Below are 13,485 nucleotides of genomic sequence, written 5' to 3' on the forward strand. Positions count from 1 at the left end.
TGATTTAGGAAACAACGCCTGCTCAGACGTCTGGCTGGGCGAGCGTTGACCTTGGTTTGGGCTATCAGTTCTCGTCTCATGCTTCTATCAATCTCAATGTCTATAACGTGTTAGACCGCGAATACATTCGTTATCAAGACGTTGCCGGTATTTCTGAGTCACAAACCCGTTTTTCGACCGAGCCCGGTCGTTACTTCACCCTCAATGCACGTTATGCGTTTTAAGGAAGAACCATGAAATCAGCGATCAGTCTTGTGGCGTTGGTACTTGCCAGTGCCAATGTCATGGCAGGGGAATGGGATTACCCTGCGGGCAATTATCAAGCAAGTGATGCCACTCAAGCACAGCAGTATTTGCGCACGCATTATCCGTCAGTGGGGGAGCTGTCGTTGCGCTACCAAACCAGCAGTTTGCTTGGTCGTCAGTATAACTTTGATATTTACCGTAGTGGCGAGTATCAGCCGCAGCGTACGTTGGTGTTACATACCGACAAACACGGTTTGGTGACTCGGGTGTATAAAAGCCTAACCGACACCATGATCCGACAGGGTGAGGCAGTGAAAGAGGCGGCTATTGAGATCCCGCGTCGCCTGATCGCGGATGCGCCGCCAGCGCTATCAGACGGAGAGCTAGTGACGCGCACCGTCAATGTGGTTGATCCGGATCTGCGTAGTATGGACAAACAGCCCGCCCCCGAGACGCTCTGGACAACGTTGGCGGATTATCCCCACGCGCCACGCTTTGTTATGCGTGATGTCTCTTTATTGGATGTGGGCGGCACCCTCTACCTGAGTAATCCCAGAGTCCAAGCCGTTGATGCTATCGCCTTTGAAGACAAAAAACCTGAGTCTGGACTATGGCAGAAAAGTGACAGTGTCTCGTTTTTAAATCCGGACGGTGTCACACAGTTTGCGAGCCATGCTTCGCTAACAGCGTTGCCTTTTGATAGTCAAGACTTTGCACAAATGATGGCGTTTTATCATTTGGATAAGTCCCTGCAATATGTGTCCTCGTTAGGGTATTCATTATTTGACGGTCCGGTACGTTTTGATGCTCACGCCTTAAGTTCGAACAACTCGTCTTACTATGTGGGTCCTAACGCTGTGATGTTTGGGGCGTCTGGCTCGCCCGATACACTTGACGCCGATGTCGTGGTCCATGAGCTGGCCCACGGTATTCACTACCATATTTTGCCCGACTGGGCGTATGGCCACACTGGCGCCTTGGGTGAGGGATTTGCTGACTATTGGGCGGGCTCTGCCAGCTATCGCACCTTGTATCAACAAGGTGATGACTTCGAGATTGATACCGTCTTTAACTGGGATGGTTATTTCGGTTTTAAGCAAGGCACGCGCAGTTTGTGGAATCAAAAAGCGCGCTATTTTGAAAGCAGTGAATACCGCGCGCACGAAAACGTTGGTGGTGAATTAGGGGATGAGCTTTGGTCGACGCCTTTGTTCCAAACCCTCAAGCAAGCCGTCGCACTGTATGGTGAACCCGCTTTTAAAGAGATGGATACCTTGGTGCTGGAATCGATGTTTGGGCTAGGCCGGGGCATGAAAATGCACGATCTGGCAGAAAGCATGCTCTATGTGGCTAAAACTTATTATCCATCACGCGACTATGCAGCCTTGTTGAAAGCGAACTTTGAAAAACACGGTTTGCTCAAAGCACCGTTTCGCTTTGAAACGAGCCAGCGTTATGTTGCCGATACGGCGGCGATCTACACACGCTTAACACCACAAGGGCGCACAGCCTCAGTGCGTGGTGATATTCAGGTGGAGGGTGGAGCGCCCACGTCCATTAATCAATCACTCGATCAGGCTCAGTCGTTTTCTATCCCTCTACCGCCTGCGGCGCAATGCGGTCAGCCGCTGACCCTTGATGCGCAAATTGACTATCAATTTGATGACACGTTGCAAACCCATCAATGGCGAGACAGTTTGACGGTGATTAAAGGCTTGCCTCAACTCACCCAATCGCGCCAAACCCTGAATGCGACCTTGCCGGATGCATCGGTAGCCAGTAATGGCGCTCAAAACAATGGGTTCAAGAGTTTTAACTTCATTATTAATGATGACGCGAATGCCATTCGTGCCGATCTTGGCGTGTATGTCCATATCAACCATGCCAGCCCATCAGATTTACGCGTTGTTCTTGTCTCCCCCGCAGGCTCACGGGTGACGTTACATGCCAATACCGCCCGCCAGAGCAATGACTTAGTGCGCTATTGGACCAGCCAGCACGACGATCTTTTACAAGTTTTTGATGGCGAACCCCTAGCGGGGAGTTGGCGTCTTGAAGTGACAGACTATGCCCAAGGCAGCAGTGGTGAGCTGGTGGCATGGCAAGTGGGACGCGTGACGGGATTCGATTGCCAAGATACCGACCTTAGCACCGAGGATGCGCTCGATACCGCTAGCTCGGGAGGCGGCGCGTTGTCATGGCCACTGCTGCTGGTGGGCTTGCTTTGGGGCGGCTGGCGAGCACGAAAGGGCGAGTCCTGATAGCGCGTTATTTAATCACCTTAACACCCTTATTAAAAAGATAGATATGATGAAATTTAACTACTCTCTACTCGCCAGTGCATTGCTACTGGCAGGCTGTAATGGTTCTGGATCAGAAACGAGTGCAAGCGACGCGATCGCGCCGACCTACAGCGTCTCTGGTACCATTAGCGCCACCAATGCCACCGGTAATGAAACCGTTTGTGCGGATTTAAATGGTGACTTTGCCTGTAACGCCAACGAACCCACCACACAAGCGGAGCAGGGAGCGTTTACTCTCACCAGCGCCGATAAAGCGATCTTGTCCTCACCGATTGTCGCGCAAATCGACACCGGCGTGACCACGTTATCGTCGCAACGAATGGGAGCGCAGACTGACGCGCCTCGCCAAGCGAATGCATTCCTTGTTGCTCCCGGCGTGCGCAAGACTACCGGCAATGAGATCAATGTGATCAGCACACTGGTCGCTAGCAACATGGCGGCAGGGGATGCCTATCAAGATGCTGTCGCTCATTTACGTGAGCAATTCGAGGCGATGGGCGTCACGACGCAAGCGGACTTGCTTACCAACGGAGCCGATAACCGTTTTGTACAGCTTGAAAATAACGTTTTATCGCTGATATCGGGCATGACGCCTACGCGGGCGAATCGCATGCTAGCGCTACTAAGCGGTGAATTGGCGCGTTACTCGGATGTTTTACTTAAAGGTGCCCCGAGCGATGCTGAGCTGAACGCGATTTTGGTTGAATTGGATGAACGGACTCAAATGCGTCCTGTAAACGATACCGGCATTGTTAGCTATTATTCCGACAGCGGGAATGTTGCCACCGCGCCTGTCGATTACCCCGGTCAAGATGCTGACTATGGTTTTGATGCAACGGAAGGTGGGTTTAGCTTCACCAAACTGGATGACAAGGGTCAGCCTTTGCCCGATAGCGCCACCACGTGGGATTGTGTGCAAGATAATCGCAGCGGACTGGTATGGGAGAGCAAACACACGGATCCTCAATCCCCGCGATATGTGGATCGCCTTTTTGCCTATCAAGTGCCCGGGCAGTTCGAACCGTTTGACAAAGACATTGAGGCGACAGGCTGCAAAGACGCTGAGGGTATTTGCACCACGGCCCAATACCAAGCGTACCTAAATCAGCAACAGGTCTGTGGCATCGATCAATGGCGCTTACCCACTTTTATTGAACTGTATAGCCTGATTGATTTCGGCGAGACACAAACCGATAGCGATGGGCGTGTTTATGGGCTCGATACTGAGTATTTCCCTCATCAATCCTCTGCCAGTGAATACGATGCCGGTTTGCTGTGGTCTTCCACCTCTTTCTTAACCGAATATACCGCATTTGCGACGCCGGGTGCGCGCTATATTCAGCTGCCGCAAACACGAGGCAGTGATCGTGGCACGACGGTATCGCTCGAGATCTATAGCGATCAGGTCGAGTCTGACTACACCTCATGGCAACTGCCTATTCGTCTTGTCGCCCAAGGAGAAAAATAATGAACAAGCTGATCATTGCCGCCAGTATCTTCGCATCTGCAACCGCATGGGCGGGCCAAGAATGCTCGATTGATTTAACCAAAACGGCACCGAATGTCCGGTATAGCTTTGATGATAATGGCACGGTAACGGACACCTTTACCGGATTAACGTGGATGCGTTGCCCACTGGGTAAAACCTGGCAAGCCGAACAACAGGCGTGTCGTGGCGAGGGCACCGGAATGTATTGGCAAGCCGCACTTAATGAAGTGCAGGCGATCAATCAAATCCAAGCGCATCCGCTGCATCAATTTGCCGGTCACACGCAATGGCGCATGCCCAATATTAAAGAGCTAGCGTCCTTGGCTGAACATGCTTGCATGAAACCCGCGCTTAATCCAAAGGCATTTGCCGCCGGATTCCCATACTCTACGTCAGAAGAAGGCTATGGCAGTGGTGATGTGCGCGCTTACGTTTGGAGCAATAGCCATGTGCAAGCGGATAATACGATTTTGATGTTTGACGTGCGCAACGCGGAGATCTTTGCTTACGGGCCGACGCAGCTTGAGGGCAGTGTACTGCTAGTGACAGACCAGTAACAAAAAATCGCCCCAGCGACATCGACTGTGGCTGGGGCGAGTGAGTCGTTATTGGTGATCGATAACCGACGTGATCAAGCCACCGCACGTACTTTTTCTAAGTGGGCGAGGTACTCATCGTAACTGCCGTTAAAGTGCGACAATTGTTGGTCTTTAATCTCAATAATGTCAGTGGCGAGCGAGGAGACGAATTCGCGATCATGGCTGACAAAAATCAAAGTACCGGGGAATTGCTCTAGCCCTTTGTTGAGCGCTTCAATCGCTTCCATATCCATGTGGTTGGTTGGCTCGTCCATTACAATCACATTAATATCTTGCATCATCAGCTTGCCGAACATCAGACGGTTTTTCTCACCACCAGAGCAGCTTTTCGCTTTTTTATTCACGTCATCCGCTGAAAACAACAAACGCCCTAAAATTCCACGCACGATCAAGTCATCATGCTTGGCCGTACGCCACTGCGACATCCACTCAAACAGGGTCAGATCGTTGTCAAACTCCGCGCTGTTATCTTGCGGGCAGTAGCCAATCGCGGCATTTTCAGACCACTTAATGGTGCCTTTCTGGTGGCTCAATTCACCCACAAGACAGCGCAGTAGGGTTGATTTTCCCACCCCGTTTTCACCAATCACAGCCAGTCGTGAGCCAGCTTCAAGCAGTAGGTGACCGTTATCGAATAACAGGCCATCTTCAAAGCCATGACCCAGCTCTTTCAATTCAACCGCTTGGCGATGGAGCTTTTTGCTTTCGGTAAATTGGATGTAAGGGTGCACACGGCTTGATGCTTTGACTTCATCAAGCTGGATCTTTTCCATGCGTTTGGCGCGTGAACTGGCTTGCTTGGCTTTAGAGGCATTAGCACCAAAGCGATTCACAAAGTCTTGCAGCTCACTCAACTCGGCTTCTTTTTTGGCGTTACTTGATAGCAATTGCTCGCGTGCCAAGCTAGATGCCGCAACAAAGTCATCATAGTTACCCGGGTACACACGCAGTTCACCGTAGTCAATATCCGCCATGTGGGTACATACGGCGTTCAAGAAGTGGCGGTCGTGCGAGATAATAATCATGGTGCACTGGCGCTGTTGCAGCTCACCCGCCAACCAGTTAATGGTGTGAATATCCAAGTTGTTGGTCGGTTCGTCCAACAGCAAGATATCAGGATTGGCAAACAGGGCTTGAGCAAGCAGCACGCGCAACTTCCACCCCGGCGCCACTTGCGCCATCAGGCCAAAGTGCAGCTCTTCGGCAATGCCGGCTTGCAAAAGAATATCGCCCGCGCGGCTTTCCGCGGTGTAACCGTCCATTTCTGCAAACTGACTTTCTAGCTCAGCCACGGCCATGCCGTCTTCTTCGCTCATTTCTGGCAGAGAATAAATACGCTCGCGCTCTTGCTTGATCTCCCAAAGCTTGCGGTCACCCATCATCACCGTATCAATCACTGAATACTGTTCGTAGGCAAATTGGTCTTGGCTCAGCTCGCCTAACGTCTGTCCTGGTGTGATAGAAACATTCCCTGCACTTGGGGTGAGGGCGCCGCTCATGATTTTCATCAGGGTCGATTTGCCACAGCCATTGGCACCGATTAACCCGTAGCGGTTTCCGTTACCAAATTTGGCAGAGATATTTTCGAATAGCGGTTCAGCACCAAACTGCATGGTGATATTGGCGATTGAAATCAAAAGAGTTTCCTAGCGAATATGCTCAACGAGGGCACGTATCATCATACTCAAAACGGGAGATGCACGGCCAAGCGAGGAGGGTGTAAAGATAAATAAGACTGAGCGCGCATTGTACAGAAATGTGATGGGATTAACAGATTAATGGTGAAGAATCACAAGGCGCTGATGGTTACCACCTTGTGATGTCATAGCTTTTACTTAGGTACGTATATGGTGTTAGACCTTGCGACTGAGCATACGTGTATCGGCTTGACGAATTAACTGATCCAGTGCGGTTTTACTGCTGGTTAACTGAGGAGCACTATCAGTGCGCATATCGCTCACACCAAAGCTAAAGCTTAAATAATGTGGGCGTTGGTCAATCAGGAGTGGCGAATGAGCCAGTTGCATCACCAGTGATTGGGTCCAATCTGTCGCAGCCGCGTACGTGGTGTTGGGTAATAACACCACAAACTCATCACCGCCAAAGCGCGCCGCGATTCCCTCGTGCGTATTGTTGGCGAGCAGTGTAGCAAGGTGACAAATCGCCTGGTCGCCAACTAAGTGGCCGTAACGATCATTTACCGTCTTCAACTTATTCATATCGATAAATACAAGTGCTAACTGGTGGCATTGTGGTTCACTTAGCAGTGTATTGAAGCAGGCTTCGAGATGATACCGATTGGCAAGGCCTGTCATGTCATCGGTATTGAGCTTTTGTACCAAATGCCCCAACTGATCGACCAAGCGCTGGTTTTCGGTTTCTAACGCGGCAATCAATTGTTCACACTGGCCCACCTGATAACGCAGTTGTTTAATGGTTTTAGTGTCATCATTTATCAGCGTTTTGACTTGTTCTAGTACATCATTCATGACTATTTTCCTTTACGTACCCTAGCAAGGTATGACGCCACATTATCGGTATGGTGCGACAGAATGTGTCTGATTGAATCGGTTTAACTGATTGTTTTATATGCGACGCATTTTGCCTTTTTGTGATGGTAAGCTCAGTTATGAAATGGAACCGCGATCGCGACTTGTTTGTGAAAGTAGGCAGGTAAATAATAGTGAAAATATCATTAGACATCGAAACATCTATGACAACCCGTCCGCCTAAAAGTGATTCGCTGAGGCTCACGTATTTGCTATTGCGCCGCCTTTCTCATCGAACAAAACAAACCGCAGCCGATCTACAAAAAGCCGTGGCAGGCGATGGGATAGAACGCAACATCCGCACCATTCAACGTAACTTAGAGATGCTTTGCGAGGAAGGGTTTGCCGAGTGTGATGATACCAGCAAACCTTATGGATATCGGTTATTGGATCATGCCCCAGAGCTAAGCAACGGCAAGTTGTCTACGCAAGAGGCATTGTTACTGTCAGCTGGCTGAAAACTACCTCACTAACTTGCTGCCGGCTAATGTGACTGAATCACTCAGTGCCATGTTTGCGGCGGCGCGCTATGAATTAAACCCTACGGGTGATGCCGAAAAAGCGCGCGCCTGGACCAAGAAAGTGCGAGTGGTCAGTGAAACCCAGCCGTTACTCCCTCCCAAGATGAGTGACGAGGTTTTTAAAAATGTTACCGATGCACTCTACAACGACTATCCGCTAACCCTCGATTACTACAATGCCAAACAGCAACAAAAAACCGGCCAACGGGTTTATCCACTTGGCCTCGCGCAACAAGGCCCACGCTTATATTTAGTATGTCGGTTCGAAGGCTACGACAACGAACGCAGCATTGCCGTTCACCGCATTAACCGTGCCAATGTGTCTAAATTCCCATTTACGCCCCCATCAGATTTTGATCTAAAAAAATACGATGACGACGGCCGGTTTGGTTTTGGAGAAGGAGAGCGCTGCTTACTGACCTTTAACATTAAAAAAAGCGCCGGCCACTATTTACAAGAAACGCCACTCTCTTCCGATCAAACCATGACCGAGCACGATGATCATTATCAAGTTACCGCCACGGTCATCCGCTCGCAACAACTCACCCACTGGCTTGATGGATTTGGGGAGTTGGTGTGGGGCGTCGCGATGAAAGACACGATCGCTGTCTGTAAAGAATAAGCCTTGCATTGAATTTTATCGGAGAAGACATTTCTCAGTATTAACAGAATCGAGGAAACGATGAATACAAAATTAGTATCGGAATGGAAACTACCTAAAACACTGGCCACGAAATTAAATATTAGTGATAATCAACAAGAGAACTATGATGCACTCTTAATCGACGCTATTGATTGTTTCTTAAGTAATCGAAAAGCAACCAACTCCATTGCCTCTTTACTTTATACCGGCTTCTCCAAGGTAGAAAGTTTACTTACCGCCGAACGATGGGTGTGCCTTGATCGTGATATCTTCTTTGATAAGAAGGCGAAAGGTTTTTGGATGCTGACCTCTGAGCTCGACGATTTAGATCGTATTGACTATGGGACTGAGTTAATTTTCGTAGAAGAAGAAATAAAAAAGAAAATCAATGACCCATTAAATGAATGGTCGATACCGAATAAAGAAGAGTTGTTATGTCTAACTCGCTTGAGTCATGCGCCCTTTAAGGTACTTAAAGGTCGACCTCGAGTTACTGGGGATATTTGTCTTTATGGCAATATGGATAAATGCCAAGCTTTCGATACTGATGATGACCGATTAAGCGAGGGGAGTGCGGGTAAAATAGTCCCCTTTCTAGCTTACGAGAAAAGCGATGTATCAGCGCGTTCACTATTTATTACCTTAATTGAAAACGGCTTTATCCTTAATCAGTATAAAGATGATGTGGCATTAAAAGCTTTGATTAAAATCTTTCATTACAACAACGATGATGTCTATCCATCTTACAAGATGGATGCGCTCGATAGTCTTGCTCGAGCAGTTAATGAAAAGATTACAACTCCGCTACTCTTTGAAGAAAAAATTAGAGCCGATCTTAGCCCTTATCATCAAAAAATCATCGAAGATACTGATTTGGGGCATTGGAGTTTATGGCAAGATGAGCTCGATACCAGTGAAATGGAGGCAGTACCATTACCTAAAAAGCTAGTCGCGCGTGATCCTAAAAGCAGCATTAATGAAGGGGTCGTAGCGATTGATTTTGGTACCAAAAGCACAGTTGTGGCGTATCAAAAAGATAACGTTAACATTCATCCGATGCGGATTGGTACCGGGGATCTCAGCAAAGATATTGCAGCGCATCACTATGAAAACCCAACCATTATGGAGTTTGTTAATCTCAACGCTTTTTTAACCGCTTACCATCAAAAAGAGAACAAGCCCGATACGCGTTGGTGTGATCTGACGATTTCTCACACTGCGCAAAATTCGTTACAAGGCAGTGAATCCAGCAAGTTTAATACCTTTCTTGATGCGTTAAAGCAATGGGCTGGGGATAAAAACCGAAACTTAAAGGTTGTCGGCCAGCATGGCAAGATCATTGATCTACCGCCGTTTTTATCTCTTAGCGATGGTGACTTTAACCCCATTGAAATTTATGCCTATTACTTAGGGTTATATATCAATAACCTGAATAACGGTATTTTTATGGACTACATTTTGTCTTTTCCTGTCACTTATGAAGTGGCCATTCGCGACAAAATTATCCATAGCTTTAGAAATGGACTTAAAAAATCGCTGCCGGCCGAACTGGGTAAGGAGACAATCGATAGCATATCGGTAAAGAAAGGTGCAAGTGAGCCAGCAGCTTATGCACTGACGGCATTACAAGCTTACCATATCGAGCCAGAAGGCGATGAACGCGTTTTTTATAGCGTGTTCGATTTTGGTGGCGGTACAACAGATTTTGACTTTGGCATTTATCGTGAGCCAACAGATAAGAAAGATCGGCGTCGCTTTGACTATGTGATTGAGCACTTTGGCGCCGGCGGTGATAAGTTTTTAGGCGGCGAGAATTTACTCGAACTCCTTGCCTTTGAAGTGTTTAAGAAAAACAAAAATAGCTTATTAGAGCAGGGGATTCAATTTGAGAAACATCCAGAACGAGATGCGTTTGCGGGCAGTGAGCAACTGTTAAGCCGTTCGCAAGAGGCACGTACAAATACTAAACAGCTGTGCATTGCCTTGCGGCCTTACTGGGAAGAGCATGACGACTTTTCGTTTGATGCATCAGGCGAATTGCAAGTGACACTCACAGATGTCAATGGTGTACAGCACTCTGCTTTTGGATTGCAAATCGATGAACAAGAATTAAACGCCATTTTATCAAGCCGTATCGAGCGCGGTGTCGAAAACTTTTTCGATGCACTGCGGCTAGCATTTAGTAACCGTCAACATATGCTATCGGATATTTCTAATGTGAAGATATTCTTGGCCGGTAATGCGAGTCAATCGAGCTTCGTAAGGGCACTTTTTGATAAACATATTGCGTTGCAACATCAAGAAATGGGGCTAGCTGAAGGTGAAAGCCGGTTTGAGCTTTTTCAGCCACTGGGCGTTGATAGCCAGGATCTTGAGAAGCCAACCGGTAAAACCGGGGTGGCTTTTGGGTTGATCGAATCGCGTGAAGGTGGCCGAATTAAAGTGATTGATCACAATGTGAATGACGATGATATTCGCTTTAAATATTACCTTGGCGAGAATAGAAAGAAAAAATTTAAGCCTATTATCGAACGCGACGTTAGCTTTAATCAATGGATTGACTTTACTTTCGCGGATTACCAAACTTTTGAGATTTTTTATACAGATCAACCCAGTACCAGTACCGGCCAAGTGGCGATTTCTGATACGAGTATCAAAAAGAAAGTGATAAAGCTAGACACGACGGACGATGACGCCTTGGTGTTCATTCGTGTTGTCTCGCCCACTGCCATTGAGTACGTCATTGCGAACGAGGACGATATTCACAATGACATATACCTCAATGAAATCAACCGTATCGAACTTTAAGGAGAACGACGATGATTGCTCTATTACCTACGCTGATCCCATCAATCGTGAGTGCAATAGCAAAAGTCGCGGCAACGGTCGGGCCTATGGTTGCTAAATACGGACCTATGGTGATTAAAACCGTGGGAGAAAATTTACCGAAAGTAATGAGTACTGTCGAAGCAATCAATGTCGCCACTGGGGTATTTAACCCCAGTGATAGTGTCAGTAACCTGGGTGAAAAAGCACTGGCCGCAGATAAAAAACCTGAAGATTTCGATAAAATCAATGATTATATTGACTATCTTAAACATGATGTTCAGGTTGAAGATCATGGCTTGAATACATCGTCAGTTGATACTGCCGTTCGCGATGTTGTTGGAACAACGATTGCCATTAAAGCCATTGCAGAAAATATAGACATGCAGATGTCAAAAATATCACTGCCATTGTTGAATACTATAAGTAGACTAGATGTAGAACCAAAATTGACATTGGCAATCATGACGGCTTATGCGCAAACTGAATTAGAACCTGCTCATCTTGAGAAATACTTGGCGGATAAATTAAGTCTACAAGAAGCGCATCAACACAGTGATGTATTAGTAAGAGCACACCAGATCGCCAATCCCGACATGGACACGACACAAGCTGAAAATGCGGTCATGAATTTACGATAGGATCAACAATGAAAAAGTCACTGATTGAGCTGCTTGAAGAACATGCAGGTATTACACAAGCACAGTTCGGGCTTGAAAAGCCCATCCATATTCTTGAGCATGAGTTCTCCCTCTATCACATCAAAGAAGTGACATTTGATGAAGACTCACCACGAAAAGAAGCGTTCGAAAATGTACTGAATGCATTAACGGTTCAAGGTATTGTTTTTACCTATCTATTGCTGGGTACCAAAGACAGTGTTTATTTTTATTTTGGTATTGCTAAAAACAAAAAGTATCAAGGAGATACTGTCTTGGATGTAGATGATATTGGTGAAAAAATACTCAAGCCTTCCATCGAAGGTAACTTTAGAGGCAGTGTTGTAGAAAAACTGGATAAAAACAAACGATCAGCAGTGAAAGATGCATTGGGAAGTTTTCCTCATATGTATCGACTACAAGGGGTTCCCAGTGTGCATGAGGATAATGAGGAGTTTCAAGGTGTAGACCGACTTGTTGATATCATGTCTGGGGACGAGTTCTGCTTTGCAGTATTAGCCGATCCCTTGTCATTATTAGAAATTAATACAATTGAGTCAGAGCTTTATACGATTTATAACAAGCTGTTACCCCTGGCGAAAAAAACAGTTCAACATGGAAAGACTGAGGCAAGGACAATCGGTGAAACAGAGGGAAGTTCGGAGACAACATCAACCGGAAAAAATGATGGAATTACTATTACGCAAAATACAGGAAAGACTCACTCTATAACAGAAGGAACATCAACAACCGGTGGAGAAAAGCAGTCCTCCAATAGCTATACCACAAATGATCATGATAAATATAAAAGTGGTTCAGAAGCTAAAAATAAAGGCACAACGACTTCTACATCTGTAGCTAGAAATATAGGTAGTAATACATCGGAACAAAAAGGCACTTCATCGAGTGAGTCTCGAGAGTTTACCGATAAAGCCATTCAAGAATGGCTTAATTACATTGATGATGTGCTATTACATCGCGTGCAAGTTGGTAAAAATAAAGGGCTTTATTTGTCGAATATCTATATGCTGGCCAAAAACAAGGCTAGTGCGATTAAATTAGGGAACACAGCTCGGTCAATATTTTCTGGCGAAGAAGCAAATAAGTCACCGCTGACAGTGACACGTGTGACAAATCAAAAAGAGGTTAATGCGTTTAGAAACTTACAACTGCCGATGTTAAATAAAAATAATAAAAGAGAAAACCTCGAAACTTATAGGCAGTTAAATCTGTTACATGCTAAAAATCCACTAAACAGTTACGATTGCAATTGGCTTTCAACTAACGAGTTAAGTGTGGTGGCAGGCCTACCGCAAAAGGAAGTCGTTGGGTTAACCCTAAAAGAAGAAGTTGAGTTTGGTTTGAATATAGCGAAAGCGATTGAGGAACCTAACCAGCTTTATCTTGGTAATTTGATTAAAAGTGGCTTAATTCAAAGTGTTGATGTTCATTTAGATAAAAATGAGTTAGATAAACATATCTTTATCGCGGGGGTAACAGGTAGCGGAAAAACAGGCGTTGTTGATCAAATCATTCACCTAACGCACTGATCCCAATGGGGTTGCCCCCATCAATCAACTCGGTAACTAACAGGCATACCAAGTCTTATGACTTTGTTTATTGCTTTCACGTTGGCCAATGCTTCGCCAA

The 13,485-nt window shown here is 46.5% G+C and carries 10 protein-coding genes and 1 pseudogene; 9 read left to right on the top strand and 2 right to left on the bottom strand.

From position 1 onward, the window contains the following. Positions 1-8 precede the first annotated feature (8 nt). The 4 genes and pseudogenes from BGK46_RS17510 to BGK46_RS14650 all read left to right on the top strand — a co-directional run. Positions 9-224 (top strand): annotated as a pseudogene (locus tag BGK46_RS17510) (TonB-dependent hemoglobin/transferrin/lactoferrin family receptor); the annotation flags it as partial. A gap of 9 nt (positions 225-233) precedes the next feature. After that, positions 234-2,507: a proprotein convertase P-domain-containing protein gene (locus tag BGK46_RS14640; protein WP_069590472.1), complete on the top strand. Its 2,274-nt coding sequence runs from the start codon at positions 234-236 to the stop codon at positions 2,505-2,507. 46 nt (positions 2,508-2,553) lie between these two features. After that, positions 2,554-4,017, top strand: a complete 1,464-nt coding sequence (locus BGK46_RS14645) for a DUF1566 domain-containing protein (protein WP_168174032.1) — start codon at positions 2,554-2,556, stop codon at positions 4,015-4,017. After that, on the top strand, positions 4,017-4,595 hold the full coding sequence (locus BGK46_RS14650; protein ID WP_069590476.1) for a DUF1566 domain-containing protein: 579 nt from the start codon (positions 4,017-4,019) through the stop codon (positions 4,593-4,595). Before BGK46_RS14645 ends, BGK46_RS14650 begins: the two co-directional genes overlap by 1 nt. Positions 4,596-4,669: 74 nt before the next feature. On the opposite strand, the gene BGK46_RS14655 is transcribed toward BGK46_RS14650, so the two are convergent. Further along, entirely contained in the window at positions 4,670-6,274 is a 1,605-nt protein-coding gene (locus BGK46_RS14655) for an ABC-F family ATPase (RefSeq protein ID WP_077640106.1), read from the bottom strand. Between the two features lie 216 nt (positions 6,275-6,490). Continuing rightward, positions 6,491-7,126, bottom strand: coding sequence for a GGDEF domain-containing protein (locus BGK46_RS14660; protein ID WP_069590479.1), 636 nt, complete (start codon positions 7,124-7,126; stop codon positions 6,491-6,493). A 224-nt stretch (positions 7,127-7,350) separates the two neighbouring features. Between BGK46_RS14660 and BGK46_RS17925 the strand changes: the two genes are divergently transcribed. Genes BGK46_RS17925 through BGK46_RS14680 form a run of 5 tightly spaced genes read left to right on the top strand, consistent with a single transcriptional unit; the run spans position 7,351 to position 13,385 of the window. Then, positions 7,351-7,644, top strand: a complete 294-nt coding sequence (locus BGK46_RS17925) for a hypothetical protein (RefSeq protein WP_254659696.1) — start codon at positions 7,351-7,353, stop codon at positions 7,642-7,644. A 31-nt stretch (positions 7,645-7,675) separates the two neighbouring features. Further along, positions 7,676-8,329, top strand: a complete 654-nt coding sequence (locus BGK46_RS14665; protein WP_254659697.1) for a helix-turn-helix transcriptional regulator — start codon at positions 7,676-7,678, stop codon at positions 8,327-8,329. A 60-nt stretch (positions 8,330-8,389) separates the two neighbouring features. Continuing rightward, positions 8,390-11,158, top strand: a complete 2,769-nt coding sequence (locus tag BGK46_RS14670; RefSeq protein ID WP_069590481.1) for a hypothetical protein — start codon at positions 8,390-8,392, stop codon at positions 11,156-11,158. Positions 11,159-11,169: 11 nt separating this feature from the next. Continuing rightward, complete coding sequence (locus tag BGK46_RS17930; protein WP_254659698.1) at positions 11,170-11,817, top strand: YqfQ family protein; 648 nt, start codon at positions 11,170-11,172, stop codon at positions 11,815-11,817. Between the two features lie 8 nt (positions 11,818-11,825). Beyond that, positions 11,826-13,385: a hypothetical protein gene (locus BGK46_RS14680; RefSeq protein WP_069590483.1), complete on the top strand. Its 1,560-nt coding sequence runs from the start codon at positions 11,826-11,828 to the stop codon at positions 13,383-13,385. Positions 13,386-13,485 lie beyond the last annotated feature (100 nt).

It is taken from the genome of Salinivibrio sp. SS2 (genome assembly GCF_001722075.1).
GTDB classification, from domain to species: domain Bacteria; phylum Pseudomonadota; class Gammaproteobacteria; order Enterobacterales; family Vibrionaceae; genus Salinivibrio; species Salinivibrio proteolyticus.

Bases quoted from the DNA above. Each gene is read 5' to 3' on its own strand.
- BGK46_RS14640 (WP_069590472.1), top strand. From the start codon at position 234: ATGAAATCAGCGATCAGTCTTGTGGCGTTGGTACTTGCCAGTGCCAAT.
- BGK46_RS17930 (WP_254659698.1), top strand. From the start codon at position 11,170: ATGATTGCTCTATTACCTACGCTGATCCCATCAATCGTGAGTGCAATA.
- BGK46_RS14680 (WP_069590483.1), top strand. From the start codon at position 11,826: ATGAAAAAGTCACTGATTGAGCTGCTTGAAGAACATGCAGGTATTACA.
- BGK46_RS14660 (WP_069590479.1), bottom strand. From the start codon at position 7,126: ATGAATGATGTACTAGAACAAGTCAAAACGCTGATAAATGATGACACT.
- BGK46_RS14645 (WP_168174032.1), top strand. From the start codon at position 2,554: ATGATGAAATTTAACTACTCTCTACTCGCCAGTGCATTGCTACTGGCA.
- BGK46_RS17925 (WP_254659696.1), top strand. From the start codon at position 7,351: ATGACAACCCGTCCGCCTAAAAGTGATTCGCTGAGGCTCACGTATTTG.
- BGK46_RS14670 (WP_069590481.1), top strand. From the start codon at position 8,390: ATGAATACAAAATTAGTATCGGAATGGAAACTACCTAAAACACTGGCC.
- BGK46_RS14650 (WP_069590476.1), top strand. From the start codon at position 4,017: ATGAACAAGCTGATCATTGCCGCCAGTATCTTCGCATCTGCAACCGCA.